This is a genomic window from Streptomyces sp. ICC4, from assembly GCF_003287915.1.
GTDB lineage: Bacteria > Actinomycetota > Actinomycetes > Streptomycetales > Streptomycetaceae > Streptomyces > Streptomyces tritrimontium.
This window is the reverse complement of record NZ_CP030286.1, coordinates 4,837,023-4,849,207: the sequence shown is the minus strand read 5'-3', so window position 1 is coordinate 4,849,207 and position 12,185 is coordinate 4,837,023. Positions and strand designations below refer to the sequence as shown.

General features: G+C 71.5%; 14 protein-coding genes. 11 read left to right on the top strand and 3 right to left on the bottom strand.

The window, feature by feature from the left end; all coding sequences use genetic code 11:
* Positions 1–85 precede the first annotated feature (85 nt).
* On the top strand, positions 86–1,246 hold the full coding sequence (locus tag DRB89_RS22505; RefSeq protein WP_112449807.1) for an ALF repeat-containing protein: 1,161 nt from the start codon (positions 86–88) through the stop codon (positions 1,244–1,246).
* A 63-nt stretch (positions 1,247–1,309) separates the two neighbouring features.
* Here the strand turns inward: DRB89_RS22505 and DRB89_RS22500 are convergent, their stop codons facing one another.
* Positions 1,310–2,233, bottom strand: a complete 924-nt coding sequence (locus DRB89_RS22500) for a PadR family transcriptional regulator (protein WP_112449806.1) — start codon at positions 2,231–2,233, stop codon at positions 1,310–1,312.
* A gap of 1 nt (position 2,234) precedes the next feature.
* Positions 2,235–3,179, bottom strand: coding sequence for a DUF4097 family beta strand repeat-containing protein (locus DRB89_RS22495; protein WP_112449805.1), 945 nt, complete (start codon positions 3,177–3,179; stop codon positions 2,235–2,237).
* Between the two features lie 159 nt (positions 3,180–3,338).
* On the opposite strand from DRB89_RS22495, the gene DRB89_RS22490 reads away from it, so the two are divergent.
* Positions 3,339–4,154 carry a hypothetical protein gene (locus DRB89_RS22490; protein ID WP_112449804.1) on the top strand — a complete coding sequence of 272 codons (816 nt, stop codon included), beginning with the start codon at positions 3,339–3,341 and terminating at the stop codon, positions 4,152–4,154.
* Positions 4,155–4,235: 81 nt separating this feature from the next.
* Here DRB89_RS22490 and DRB89_RS44780 read toward each other — a convergent pair whose 3' ends face one another.
* Entirely contained in the window at positions 4,236–4,493 is a 258-nt protein-coding gene (locus DRB89_RS44780) for a hypothetical protein (protein ID WP_239516284.1), read from the bottom strand.
* Between DRB89_RS44780 and DRB89_RS43100 the strand changes: the two genes are divergently transcribed.
* The 9 genes from DRB89_RS43100 to DRB89_RS22445 all read left to right on the top strand — a co-directional run bounded on the left by DRB89_RS43100 (position 4,483) and on the right by DRB89_RS22445 (position 12,005).
* Entirely contained in the window at positions 4,483–4,653 is a 171-nt protein-coding gene (locus tag DRB89_RS43100; protein WP_162688688.1) for a hypothetical protein, read from the top strand. The two genes, DRB89_RS44780 and DRB89_RS43100, sit on opposite strands and share 11 nt — an antisense overlap.
* 17 nt (positions 4,654–4,670) lie before the next feature.
* The gene (locus DRB89_RS22480; RefSeq protein ID WP_112449137.1) at positions 4,671–5,072 is read left to right on the top strand and encodes a hypothetical protein; all 402 of its coding nucleotides are present in this window, start codon (positions 4,671–4,673) and stop codon (positions 5,070–5,072) included.
* A complete protein-coding gene (locus DRB89_RS22475; RefSeq protein WP_112449138.1) occupies positions 5,069–6,193 on the top strand; it encodes an acyl-CoA dehydrogenase family protein in 1,125 nt (374 codons plus the stop codon). Before DRB89_RS22480 ends, DRB89_RS22475 begins: the two co-directional genes overlap by 4 nt.
* A gap of 41 nt (positions 6,194–6,234) precedes the next feature.
* A complete protein-coding gene (locus tag DRB89_RS22470; RefSeq protein ID WP_112449139.1) occupies positions 6,235–7,044 on the top strand; it encodes a PhnD/SsuA/transferrin family substrate-binding protein in 810 nt (269 codons plus the stop codon).
* A gap of 5 nt (positions 7,045–7,049) precedes the next feature.
* The gene (locus tag DRB89_RS22465) at positions 7,050–8,033 is read left to right on the top strand and encodes a radical SAM protein (RefSeq protein WP_112453474.1); all 984 of its coding nucleotides are present in this window, start codon (positions 7,050–7,052) and stop codon (positions 8,031–8,033) included.
* A gap of 49 nt (positions 8,034–8,082) precedes the next feature.
* The gene (locus tag DRB89_RS22460) at positions 8,083–8,718 is read left to right on the top strand and encodes a TetR/AcrR family transcriptional regulator (RefSeq protein WP_275431896.1); all 636 of its coding nucleotides are present in this window, start codon (positions 8,083–8,085) and stop codon (positions 8,716–8,718) included.
* Positions 8,715–9,095: a hypothetical protein gene (locus tag DRB89_RS22455; protein WP_112449141.1), complete on the top strand. Its 381-nt coding sequence runs from the start codon at positions 8,715–8,717 to the stop codon at positions 9,093–9,095. Before DRB89_RS22460 ends, DRB89_RS22455 begins: the two co-directional genes overlap by 4 nt.
* Positions 9,096–9,772: 677 nt before the next feature.
* Entirely contained in the window at positions 9,773–10,387 is a 615-nt protein-coding gene (locus DRB89_RS22450; RefSeq protein WP_112449142.1) for a TetR/AcrR family transcriptional regulator, read from the top strand.
* Positions 10,371–12,005: an isovaleryl-CoA dehydrogenase gene (locus DRB89_RS22445; protein WP_112449143.1), complete on the top strand. Its 1,635-nt coding sequence runs from the start codon at positions 10,371–10,373 to the stop codon at positions 12,003–12,005. Before DRB89_RS22450 ends, DRB89_RS22445 begins: the two co-directional genes overlap by 17 nt.
* Positions 12,006–12,185: the final 180 nt, after the last annotated feature.

The following is a 12,185-nucleotide window of genomic DNA, read 5'->3' as shown; positions in this document are numbered from 1 at the left end:
CGCGTTCTTTCGGTGTCCCGTACAACCATCGGCACGGCCCGCGAGTCTCGTGCTGCGAAAGAACGTTCTCCAGGGGGTTTTGTCTGTGAAGTTGTCCCGCATCGCCGCGGCGGTCGCCGCTGCCGCTCTGGCTCCGGCCGTGCTCCTGTCCTCCCCGGCCTTCGCCACGGGCCAGGAGGCCGGGGCCCCCGCCGCTCCGACCGCACCCGACCAGGCCCCGGCCGACCAGCCCGGCCAGGACGAGCCCGGCAAGGACCAGGCCGAGCAGGACCGCAAAGCCATCCTCGCGATCATCGCCGACCCGATGGCCAGCGCGTACATGAAGGAAGCCGGCCTCAAGGCCATCGCCGACGGCCCCGCGGCCATGCGCAAGTTCATCGAGACCGGCCAGCACACCATCCGCCGCGACGACTACCGGGTGCTGATCGCCCGGCTGGCGAACGACGCCGGTCCCGGTCTGATAAAGGGGATCAAGGACATCTTCCGGGCCGACGCGACCTTGGCGGAGCTGCGCCACTTCTACGAGGTCACCCAGCACGAGCTGCGCGACGACGACAACAAGGTCGACATCTCCCGGCTGATCGGTACCGGTGGCTCCGCGGTGAAGGAGGCGGGCAAGGAGGCCCTGAAGGGCACTCCCGCCGACCGCATCGCCTTCCTGAAGACGGGGCAGTACCTCGCGCAGGCCTCCGACGACCGCGTCGAGCTCGCCCGCATCGACGAAGGCTGGGACGGCCCCCTCCTGAGCGAGGCGATCGGCAAGCTCCTGAACGGTTCCGCGACCCCGGCCGAGCTGCGCCACTTCCTCCAGGTGACCCAGTACGAACTGCGCGACCAGGACAACCGTGTCGCGATCGCGAAGATCATCGACGGCGGGGGCCCGGAACTGGTCAAGGCCGGCCGCGCGGCGCTGGCGGGTACCGCCGCCGACCGCAGCGAGTTCCTGAAGACGGGCCAGCACGAGGCGCGCGCCAAGGACAAGAAGGCCCAGCAGGAGAAGGAGAAGGAACAGCAGGAAAAGGAGCAGCAGGAGAAGCCGGAGCAGGACAACTCCGGCTCCGGCTCCGGCTCCGGGAGCAGCACCGGGAATTCCGCTGTCACCCCTCAGGGCGGCAGCGGTTCCTCCCTCGCCTCCACCGGCGCCGGTGACTCCGCTCTGATCGCGGGTGGTGCGGGCACCGCACTCGTCGCCGGGGCAGGTCTCCTGCTCGCCTCGCGGATGCGCCGCGCCGCCTCCGCGCGCTGACCCGACCACACACCGGCCGGCCACACGGGCCGGCCGGGCGCCCCTAGAGCCGAAAGCGAAGGCCTAGGCCTGCGGGCCGAGGGCCGAGGCGATGCGGGCGGCCGCCTCCGCCAGGTGGGTACGGGCCTGCGACAGCTGGCCGTCGCTGACGCCCCGGTCGCGGGCCACGTCGCGGATGTCGTCGCGGAAGCGGTCCAGCAGCCGGTCCAGGTCGCGGGCCGGGTCCCCCGTCGTCGACACGTCCCGCGCCCAGTCCGCGGAGGCGGAGGCCGGCGCGGCCGAAGGGGCCGCCGTGTCCGCGGCGGTCGGCGCGGACGGGGGCGACGGCGCGGCCGGGGTGGAGCTGCCCAGCCAGGCTCCGGCCAGGTTGCCCAGGACTCCGCCCGACTTCGCGAACTGCTCCTGCAGCTGGCTCGCGATCCGCTGGACCTCCTCGCGGGCGCGCTCCTGCGCCTCCTTGGCCTGGCGGCGGGCCGTCTGGGCCTCCTCGCGGGCCCGGCGGCTCTCGTCCTTCGCCCGGCGCGCCTGCTCCTTCCACTCCGCCCTCGCCTTGCGGAGCTCCTCCTTGGCCGCCTTCCAGGACTCGTCCTCCACCTGCGTGGCCGAGGCGCTGGCCGCGGCCCGCAGCTCGCGCCGCAGCTCGCCCGCCGCACCGCTCACGTCGGCGCGGATCTCGGCCGCCAGCTCGGAGACGGAGTCGCGGATCTCCAGTTCGAGATCGGCCAGCTCACCGCCGCGGTCGGCCAGTTCGGCACGGCCCGCCTCGTTGATCGAGTACACCTTGCGTCCGCCCTCGGTGGCATGCGTGACCAGGCCTTCGGCCTCCAGCTTGGCCAGCCGCGGGTACACCGTGCCCGCGGAGGGCGCGTACAGCCCCTCGAAGCGCTCCTCGAGCAGCCGGATCACCTCGTACCCGTGGCGCGGGGCCTCGTCGAGCAGCTTGAGGAGGTAGAGGCGGAGGCGGCCGTGGGCGAAGACGGGCGGCATGTCAGAGCACCTTCTTGTCGAGCGCGATCGGGGTGGCCGGGCCGGTCGGGTCGGTCGGGGAGGAGGCCGCCGGGCGGCGCAGCAGCGCGATGGATCCGGAGACGGTGGTGGCGCGCAGGCTACCGGTGCCCGCGCCCAGGGTGCCGGTGATCCGCTTGGCGCCCAGTTGGCCGGAGACGCGCAGATCCTCGAAGGCGTTGGAGACGCCGCCGGTGGCGGTGTTGGCCTCGACCCGGGCGTCCGCCGGGTGCGGGAGGCGGATGGCGACCTCCCCCGAGACGGAGTTGAGGAAGATCTCGACCGGGTGCGACGGCGACCGGTCGTCGAGCGCCAGGTCGATGAGCATGTCGCCGCTGACCGAGTCGGCCCGTACGCTGCCGCCCGCGCCGTCGACGACGGTCAGTCCGCCGGAGACGGAGTGGAAGCCGAGCTCGCCGGTCACGGACTGGGCCTCGACGCTGCCGGAGACGGTGTGCGCCTTGATCCGGCCGGACAGGCCGACGAGCGTGGCGTCTCCGGAGACCCCCTGGACGTCGGTGCCGCCGTCGACGCCGGAGACGAAGACGGTGGCGCTGACGGTGGCCAGCCGCACGTGGGCGGCGGCCGGGACCGTCAGGGTCACGGTCGCGCTGCGCTCCCAGGCCTTGCGGCCCGAGTCGGAGGCGGACCAGGCCTTCCAGGGCTTGCCCTCGAACCACTTCTTGAACCCCTGCGCGCCGTTCCACGGGAGGTCCTCGTAGGAGACGGTGAGGGTGCCGCCCTCTTGCACCACATACAGGGGCGGCCCGTCGATCTCGGCCACTTCCAGGCGGGCCGGGCCCTCGTCGGCGGCGACGACATTGACCGTGCCGCCGACCACGCGGACGCGGACCTCGGTCAGCGGCTCCTCGAAGGTGAGCTTCTGCGGTTCGGCGACCGACCACGTCTTCTGCTCTGCCTCTGCCATGGTGCTGCTCCTCCTCGGCGTACGTGCACGGACTGGGGCTCGACGCACGCAACATATCGCGTCTTCTGGCTAACACGATATATCGCGGTTGGAGGAAGTCAAGCACGTCGGGAAGATCCGAAATCCTCGGTTTGGGGCGGTTTGGCTTAGCGTGTGGACATGTCGATCTCCCGGACCACCGCGGGCGGACTGCTCCTCTGCCGCGCCGAGCCCCTCGCCGCCCGCCCCGCCGCGCACATCCTGCGCGAGCGCCTGCTGCTCGCCCCGGCCGGCGGGTGGAGCGCGCTGGTCCCCGAGGGCAAGCCCTGGCTCGACGGCGAGGAGTCCGTGGCCGAGGTGCTGGCGGGATGGGGCTCGGCGGTCGCGCTGAGCTCCGGCTGGCCGGTGCTCGGCCTGTGGTGGGAGGACGGCCGGACCGGCTTCGTGCTGGCCTCGGGTTTCCGCCGGTCAGCGGCCTACGCCTGGGACGCGACGGGCCGGCCGTACGGCGAGCCGGACCCCGACGCCATGCGGGTGCTGGCGGCGCGGCTCGGGCTGGACCCCGTACTGGACCTGGAGGAGTTGGAGCACCTCACCCGGCCCGACGAGGCCGCGGACGGCGACGCCCGGCTGCTCGGCCTCATCGCGCTGCTTTCCCGCGCGGGCCTCGTGCTGCCCGCCGGCCTGGCTCCGGGGGAACCGGCCGACCGGCTCCGGGAGGCGGCCCGGGTCGCGCCGGGGGCCGAGCGGGTGGAGTGGTCGGGCTGGCGCGACGCGGTACGGGCGGAACTCGCCGTCGTCGAGGACGGCCTCCTCGGGCCGTGGCGGCGGGGCCCCGGGGCGCGGCTGCTGGGCGGGGCGCAAGTGGCCGTCGGCGCACCCCTGATGATGTGGGCGGCCCGCCGCCGGGACGCGGGCTGGCTGGCCGCGGGGACCCTGCTGGTCGCACACGGCGCGGGCGCCCTGGCCTACGACCGGTCCCGCGCCCGGGACTGAGCCCCGCCCGAGCCTGGGCCCCGCCCGAGCCTCGGCCCCCGGCCGCGGCCCGGGCGGGGCCCAGGCGCTGGCCTGTCGCTTTTACAGATCGGACGGCGCCGACGACGTACCCTGAGTACGCAGCGGTGGACGACGCACCAACGCGGCCACCGCCCGCAGCCGCAGGGCCTCCTGCGCCGACGGCGACAGATGCCGTGCGTCCCCCACCAGATCGCTCACACCCAGCTCAACGACCCAGAACCCGAACCGTTTCTGATCAATAGTGGGCCTGGCCACTCGCTTCTGGGCGCTGGTCGGGTTGGTCCAGACGACCGCCATCACGTTCTCCGTGCTGAACACCCCGAATGAATGGTTCTGGTCGTACTTCCTCATGTACGCCGTGCACTTGGCGCTGCTGGCCACCGCCGCGGGACGCGCCTACGGCGTGGACGGCGCCCTGCGCCCCGTGTGGCGGCAGCGGGGCGGCCGGCTGTCGCGGGTTCTGCTCGCAGCGTCGTGAACAAGGAAGGGATTCCCATGCAGACTCCGCGATCCGCCATCGGCCGCACTGCCGCCGGCCTGGGCGTGGGCGCGGCGGCGAGCAGCGTCCTGGTCATCGCCGACGGCCCGCCGTGGGGGATCGTCACGCTGGGCGGGACAGGGACGCTGGTTCTGCTCCTCCTGGCCGCCGTCGCCGTGACGGCTGGGCTTGTGGGGGCGCGTTCGCTGATCGTCCTGGCCGGGGCGGGTTTCCTGGCGGCCGCCGTCCTTCAGCTGGTGCAGATCGGCTGGACCGGTGCGAACCTGCTCGGGGGCGACGGTTCCACCGTGGCCCTGCTGCTCGGCTTCGCCGCGGGCCTGCTCGCCCTCGGCCTCACCACCGGGCCCGACGGCCCTGCTGCCCCCACTCCCGCCACGGGAAGGGACGACCCCACATGAACGTTGACAGTCTGTTGCAGCCCGTCCTGGCCACCGCCACGGAACACGCGCCGACCGTTGACGCGGACGGCCTGTTCCCCGTCGAAGCGGTAGCAGCCCTGGGCGCGTCCGGCCTGCTGGGTCTGACACTGCCCGAACGGGAGGGCGGGCTGGGAGCCGGCCCGGAAGAGTTCGCCCACGTCACGGCCGAGCTGGCGGGCGCATGCGGATCGACGGCCATGGTCTATCTCATGCATGTCAGCGGTGCCATGACGGTACTGGCCGCGCCCCCGCCGGGGATGCCGGACCTGCCGGGCGACCTGGCCACGGGCAGGGCACTGGCCACGCTGGCGTTCAGCGAACCCGGGTCCCGCTCGCACTTCTGGGCGCCGATCTCCCAGGCCAAACGCAATGGCGGCCAAGAGGCCCGGTTCACCGCCGACAAGAGCTGGGTGACCTCCGCCGGACACGCACAGATGTACATCACATCCGTGCTCTCCGCCGACGAGCCCGGCACCGTCGACCTGTACGCCATCGAAGCAGGCGCCCCGGGTGTGTCCGTCACCGGCGCGTTCCAGGGTCTGGGCTTGCGCGGCAACGCCTCTTCGCCGATGCGGTTCGACATGACAGTCCCCGACACCCTTCGCCTCGGAGCTTCGGGCGGCGGGCTCACCCTGATGACCGAGACCGTCATGCCCTGGTTCAACCTGGGCAACGCCGCCGTCTCCCTGGGCCTGGCACGGGCCGCCCTGAACGGCGCCGTGCGGCACACCAGTGGCGCCACCCTGCAGCACACCGGCCAGACCCTCGCCGAGCTCCCCACCATCCGCGCCCGCCTGGCCCGCATGTCCCTGCAGCTGGAAGCCGCACACGCCTACCTGCGTGCTGCGGCGGCCAGCATCGCCGCACCCGACGAGCAGACCCCGCTGTACGTCCTCGGGGTCAAGGCATTGGCCAACGACACCGCGCTGACCGTCACCGACGACGCCATGCGGGTCTGCGGCGGCGCCGCGTTCTCCCAGCACCTGGCCATCGAACGGTTCTTCCGCGACGCCCGCGCCGGCCACGTCATGGCCCCCACCGCCGACGTCTTGTACGACTTCTACGGCAAGGCCATCACCGGCCAGCCGGTATTCGGCTGAACCCGGACCGCCGGGGCGACGCACCCGACAGGGAGGACCTCATGGAACCGCTGGTTGTCGGCGCGGTGGCCTACACCCCCAACGTGGTGCCCATCTGGGAAGGCATCCGCGACTACTACCGCACCGCCCCCGTCGAGATGGACTTCGTTCTCTTCTCCAACTACGGCCGCCAGGTCGACGCACTGCTGGCCGGGACCATCGACATCGCCTGGAACACCAACCTTGCCTGGGTACGCACCGTCCTCCAGTCCGGCGACCGCGCCCGGGCGCTGGCCATGCGCGACACCGACCTCACCTTCCGCAGCCACCTCGTCTGCCGCGCCGGGGCCGGACTGCGCGGCCCCGCCGACCTCAAGGGCCGACGTCTCGCCCTCGGCAGCCGCGACTCCGCACAGGCCGCGATCCTGCCCCTGCACTACCTGCGCCGCGAAGGCATCACCGACGGCGACGTGGAACTCCTGCGCATCGACACCGACCTGGGAAAGCACGGCGACACCGGACGCAGCGAGCTGGACGCCATCCGGGCCGTCCTCGACGGCGACGCCGACGCCGCCGCGATCGGCATCACCACCTGGGAATCCATCGGCCGGGACGAACTGATGCCCGACGCCCTCGAAGCGTTCTGGACCAGCCCCGTCTACTGCCACTGCAACTTCACCGCACTCGACACCCTCGACACCACCCGCGCCGACGCCTGGACCACGCACCTGCTCGCCATGGACTGGAACAACCCCGAACACCACAGAATCCTCGAACTGGAAGGCCTCCAACGCTGGGTACGCCCCCAGCTCGACGGCTACACCGACCTCTTCCAGGCCGTTGAGGAACAGCACATAGCGCCCCGGTGGTGACGACGATGGTGATCCTTGAGCTGGTCGAGAAAGTCTCTTCCATCGCGGACGGAGATACGATCACGCTGCCCGTCGCCTTGCCGGACGACGCGGAACTGGCCGGCGCCTGGTGCGCCCGTACCGGCAACACACTCGTGGCCGCCGACGACACCAGCATCACCATCCGCCGCGGGCGCCCGCCCGATCCCATCGCCGCACTGCCCGAAGACCGCCGTCCCGGGGCACGCCTGTGGCTCTACACCAACTTCGACTGCAACCTCGCCTGCGACTACTGCTGCGCCCGATCCTCACCCCAGACAGCAAGGCGAGCCCTGGGCGTTGACAGGGTGGAAGAGATCGCGAAAGCAGCCCCAGCAGCCGGAGTCCTGGAGATCCTGCTCACCGGCGGTGAACCGTTCATCCTGCCCGACCTCGACGAGATCGTCGCCGCATGCACCGCCGCGCTGCCCACCACCCTCCTCACCAACGGCATGCTCTTCCGCGGACACCGGCTCCAGATACTCCAGGCGATGCCCCGCGACCGGCTCACCCTGCAGATCAGCCTCGACTCCGCCACCCCCGACCTGCACGACTCCCACCGAGGCAAAGGCACCTGGACCAAGGCCGTCGCCGGCGTCCGGACCGCCCTCGGCGAGGGCTTCACCGTGCGGGTGGCCGCCACCCTCACCACCGACGACCGGCACGAGGAGAGGGAACTGCGCTCCTTCCTTGACTCGCTCGGCATCGCCCGCGAGAACCAGGTGGTCCGCCCCCTCGCTCACCAGGGCGCCGCCGACGAGGGCCTGGAACTCACCGTCCAGACCCTGATCCCGGAAGTGACCATCACCGCCGACGGCGTCTACTGGCACCCCGTCGGAGCCGACAACGACGAACAGCTCGTCACCCGCGACATCTTCCCCCTCGATGCCGCCATCGAGCTCGTACAAGCAAGGTTCCGCACCTACCGACTGAAAGCCGAGACCGCAGCCCGCACCTTCCCCTGCGCATGAGCCCGTTGCCAGCCCGAGGCCAGCCCCGACCCGTCGAGGGGCCGCTCGGATGACACCTGATTGTTTACCAAACGGGTCGACTCGTAATATAAATACCGTGAACTCTTCTCCGCCCTCAAGGGGACGTCCCAGGGATCGGCGCGCACACGCGGCGATCATCAGCGCGACCGCAGAGCTGGTGGCAGAGGCCGGCTACGCCGCGACATCGATCGGGGCCGTGGCCGCGCGGGCCGGTGTTGGCAAGGACACGATCTACCGGCGATGGCCGGGCAAGCCGGAGCTGATCTTCGAAGCCGTCTTCACGACCACCGACCAAGCTCCGATACCGGACTCCGGAACGCTGACCGGGGACCTGACCGTACTGCTGCAGGGCCTCATCGCGGAGTTCCACGCGCCTGCCGCCGCAGCGGCGCTCCCGGGGCTGCTCGCCGACTTCGCCGCCGACCCCGTCCTGAAGGCGCGCATCCGGACCGACTTCCTGGCCCCGTCGAAGGAACGACTGCTGATCGTCTTCGAACGCGCCGTGCTCCGCGGCGAGATCGCGGCAGGCACACCGGTTGACCTGGTCCTGGACATGCTCGCCGGAGCCGTGTTCTTCCACCTCGGACTGGTCGGAGAACACCCGACTCCGCAGCTGGCCGGCCGGCTGGCTGCCGTTATAGCCAAAGGAATCGAGATCCGATGAACGGCTGGCTCCTCGCAGCGGGCATCACCGCGTTCGGCGTGTCCGCAGCGCACATCGTCGGCGGGCACCGGGAGATAGTGCGCCCGCTGCTGTCCAGCGGGCTGGTGGACGAGCCCAAACGCGTCTTGCACGCCGTGTGGCACATGGTGAGCGTCGACCTGGTGCTCTCCGGAGTCGCTTTGGTCTACCTCGCGCTGGCGGACGGCACGCCAGGGACCAGCCTGGTGGCATGGTTCGTGGCTGCGCACTTCATCGCGTACGCAGCAGCCTTCCTGATCATCACACTGTCGGTCGGCTGGCCGAAACCGCTACTCCGGCTGCCGCAGTGGATCCTGCTCCTGCCGGTCGCGCTACTGACAGCGGCGGGCGCCGCGTAGCCAGCTCGGGGAGAGTGGGTGAGCCGGCCATCGGGGAACGTCGCGATCCCGTCGTGGCCTTCGGCCTTGGCGTTGGCCACGTGCTTCTTGAGCCAGGCCATGGATCCGCGCCGGCCAGTCCCTCCCGGTGGTCCAGCGCCCGTCCGTGGCGATTCTCGATCCTCGGTGCTGCGCTTGTAGAGCCAGGCGCAGCACCGTGAGGTCAGAACTTGCCGCTGTTGTTCGCCTCGCCGGGAGACGGGAGGGGCTCGGCGACGTCCCAGCGCTCGACGATCAGGCCGTCCTCCAGCCGGATGTCATGCGCGCATGCGGGTCATGCCATGTCCCGCGGGGGTGTGACACCGGCTGTGGCGCCACCGCAACCCTCACGGGCCTCCCGGGACGGCGACCGTCACGGGTACTCGACGGTCCGGGTTGCCTTGTTGACGAACACGTACGCCTTCGGCGTCTGGTCCGCCGCGAAGCGCAGCCGGAGCCGGGTGACTCGTGTCCCCTCGATCGCGAAGCGTCCGGCCGCCGGCAGGCCGGTGAAGGACTTGCTTCCCGAGGAGAAGGCGGTGACCGCGCCGGCACCACGGGACGAGCCCAGCCCGAGGTTCCAACGGTGCGCCCGCCGAGGCGGTTCAATGTCCCGCAGAGGCTGGCATGAAGTAATGAATCAGTGCTTCAATTCTTTCATGCCCTACCGAAGACCCCCTGCCGTGCAGGCCCGCCTCGACGCCCGTCGCGACCAGGTGCTGGAGGCCGCCGTGCGCCTGCTCTCACGTGAGGGGTACGCCGGCTGCTCGGTGGCGGCGATCGCTGCCGAAGCGGGAATCTCCACGGGCAGCGTGTACCAGTCCTTCTCTGGCAAGTCCGAGCTGGCGGCCGCACTTTTCCGGGCCCTGGTGGCCCGCGAGGTGGAGGCGGTGGCCGCCGCGGCAGAGCGTCCCGGATCAGCGGCGCAGCGCGTGGCCGCCGCGGTGGAAACCTTCGCCACCCGGGCCCTGCAGGCGCCGCGCCGGGCCTTCGCGCTGCTCGCGGAGCCGGTGGACCCGGCTGTCGACTCCGAACGGCTCGTCTTCAGGCGGGCGTTCCGTGATGTGTTCGCCCAGCAGATCGCCGCGGGTGTGGCCACCGGCGAACTGCCCCCGCAGTCACCGGAGCTGACGGCGGCGGCGCTCGTCGGCGCGGTCGCCGAGGCGCTCGTCGGTCCGCTCGCCGACGGTGACGCGAGACCGGACGACGTGATTCCCGCACTGATCACCTTCACCCTGCGTTCCCTTGGAGGGCACGATGCCGCAGACGCATGAGGTCACCAACCAGGTCCCGCCACACCACGGTTACGACGCTGCTGCCGACCCGGCGTTGCTGGAGGCGACCGCCCGGGAGGGCGCCGGCTGGGCCGTGGCCGAGATGCATGAACTCGGGGTGATCGCCGGCTCGGAGCAGTCCGCCGAATGGGGCCGCGTGGTCAACGAGAATCCTCCGGTGCTGCGTACCCATGACCGCTACGGGCACCGCATCGACGAGGTGGAGTTCCACCCGTACTGGCACGAGCTCATGGATACGGCCGTCGGCCACGGCCTGCACGCCGCACCGTGGCGGGACGACCGGCTGGGCGCGCACGTGGCCAGGGCCGCGAAGTTCTACATCTGGGGGCAGGTCGAGGCGGGCCACATCTGCCCGGTGTCGATGACCTATGCGGCGGTCCCCGCGTTGCGCGCCGCACCGGATCTCGCGGGCTGGCTGGAGCCGCTGCTCACCTCCCGGGAGTACGACTTCGGGCTGCGCCAGCCCGACACCAAGCGCGGCCTGATCGCCGGCATGTCGATGACCGAGAAGCAGGGCGGCTCCGACGTACGGGCCAACACCACCACCGCGGTACCCGCCGGCGACGGCACGTACCGCCTCACCGGGCACAAGTGGTTCACCTCCGCCCCCATGTCGGACGTCTTCCTGACCCTGGCCCAGGCCCCCGGGGGGCTGTCGTGCTTCCTGCTGCCCCGGGTGCTCCCGGACGCCAGCCGCAACCGAATCCTGCTGCAGCGTCTCAAGGACAAGCTGGGCAACCGCTCCAACGCTTCCGCCGAGATCGAGTACGACGAAGCGTTCGGCTGGCTGGTCGGGGAGGAAGGAAGAGGGGTGGCGACCATCATCGAGATGGTCAACATGACCCGGCTCGACTGCGTCCTGGGCGCCGCCTCCGGGATGCGCCTCGGTCTCATCCGGGCCGTCCATCACGCCGCCCACCGACGCGCCTTCGGCAAGGCCCTCATCGACCAGCCCCTGATGCGCAACGTCCTGGCCGACCTCGCCCTGGAGTCCGAAGCGGCGACCGCGGTGGCTATGCGACTCGCGGGCGCCACCGACCGGGTCGCCGCGGGGAACACCGAAGAAGCCCACCTGCGCCGCCTGGGTCTGGCCGTGACCAAGTACTGGGTCTGCAAGCGCGGCCCCGCGCACGCCGCCGAAGCCCTCGAATGCCTGGGCGGAAACGGCTACATCGAGGAATCCGGCATGCCCCGCCTGTACCGGGAAGCTCCACTGGCATCCATCTGGGAAGGCTCCGGCAACGTCGCCGCCCTGGACTCGCTCCGGGCGATGACCCGGCAGCCGGAGACCGTCGAGTCCTTCTTCGCCGAAGTCGAGCAGGCCGCGGGCGCCGACCGGCACCTGGACGCGGCGGTCGCCGGCCTCCACAAGCACCTGGCCGACCCCGGCGAAGCCGAATACCGCGCCCGACAGCTCACCGAGACGATGGCGCTCGTCCTCCAAGGCTCACTCCTGCAACGCCACGCGCCCACCGCGGTCGCCGACGCCTTCTGTGTCTCCCGGCTCGGCGGCGAGCACGGCAACGCGTTCGGCACCCTGCCGCCCGGGGTGGACACCGCGGCCATCCTCGACCGCGCCCGGACGGTCGCCATCTGACGGAGGACGCCGACCAGGTCATCGCGATCCGGCAGGAGCCCCGCCTCCGCCCGTGCGGTTACCGCGCGCCGGGCAGCCCGTGACGACGCCGGGCTCACGGCGCTGCCGAGGGAGCGGGTCTCCATGCTGGACGGGGCGGCGGACGACGGCCGCGCCGCTTCCGGGCGACGCCGTCGTCGC

Excerpts from the sequence above, each read along its gene's own strand:
- DRB89_RS22500 (WP_112449806.1), bottom strand. The coding sequence starts at position 2,233 with ATGCCGCCCGTCTTCGCCCACGGCCGCCTCCGCCTCTACCTCCTCAAG.
- DRB89_RS22495 (WP_112449805.1), bottom strand. The coding sequence starts at position 3,179 with ATGGCAGAGGCAGAGCAGAAGACGTGGTCGGTCGCCGAACCGCAGAAG.
- DRB89_RS22490 (WP_112449804.1), top strand. The coding sequence starts at position 3,339 with ATGTCGATCTCCCGGACCACCGCGGGCGGACTGCTCCTCTGCCGCGCC.
- DRB89_RS22480 (WP_112449137.1), top strand. The coding sequence starts at position 4,671 with ATGCAGACTCCGCGATCCGCCATCGGCCGCACTGCCGCCGGCCTGGGC.
- DRB89_RS22475 (WP_112449138.1), top strand. The coding sequence starts at position 5,069 with ATGAACGTTGACAGTCTGTTGCAGCCCGTCCTGGCCACCGCCACGGAA.
- DRB89_RS22470 (WP_112449139.1), top strand. The coding sequence starts at position 6,235 with ATGGAACCGCTGGTTGTCGGCGCGGTGGCCTACACCCCCAACGTGGTG.
- DRB89_RS22465 (WP_112453474.1), top strand. The coding sequence starts at position 7,050 with ATGGTGATCCTTGAGCTGGTCGAGAAAGTCTCTTCCATCGCGGACGGA.
- DRB89_RS22460 (WP_275431896.1), top strand. The coding sequence starts at position 8,083 with ATGACACCTGATTGTTTACCAAACGGGTCGACTCGTAATATAAATACC.
- DRB89_RS22455 (WP_112449141.1), top strand. The coding sequence starts at position 8,715 with ATGAACGGCTGGCTCCTCGCAGCGGGCATCACCGCGTTCGGCGTGTCC.
- DRB89_RS22450 (WP_112449142.1), top strand. The coding sequence starts at position 9,773 with ATGCCCTACCGAAGACCCCCTGCCGTGCAGGCCCGCCTCGACGCCCGT.
- DRB89_RS22445 (WP_112449143.1), top strand. The coding sequence starts at position 10,371 with ATGCCGCAGACGCATGAGGTCACCAACCAGGTCCCGCCACACCACGGT.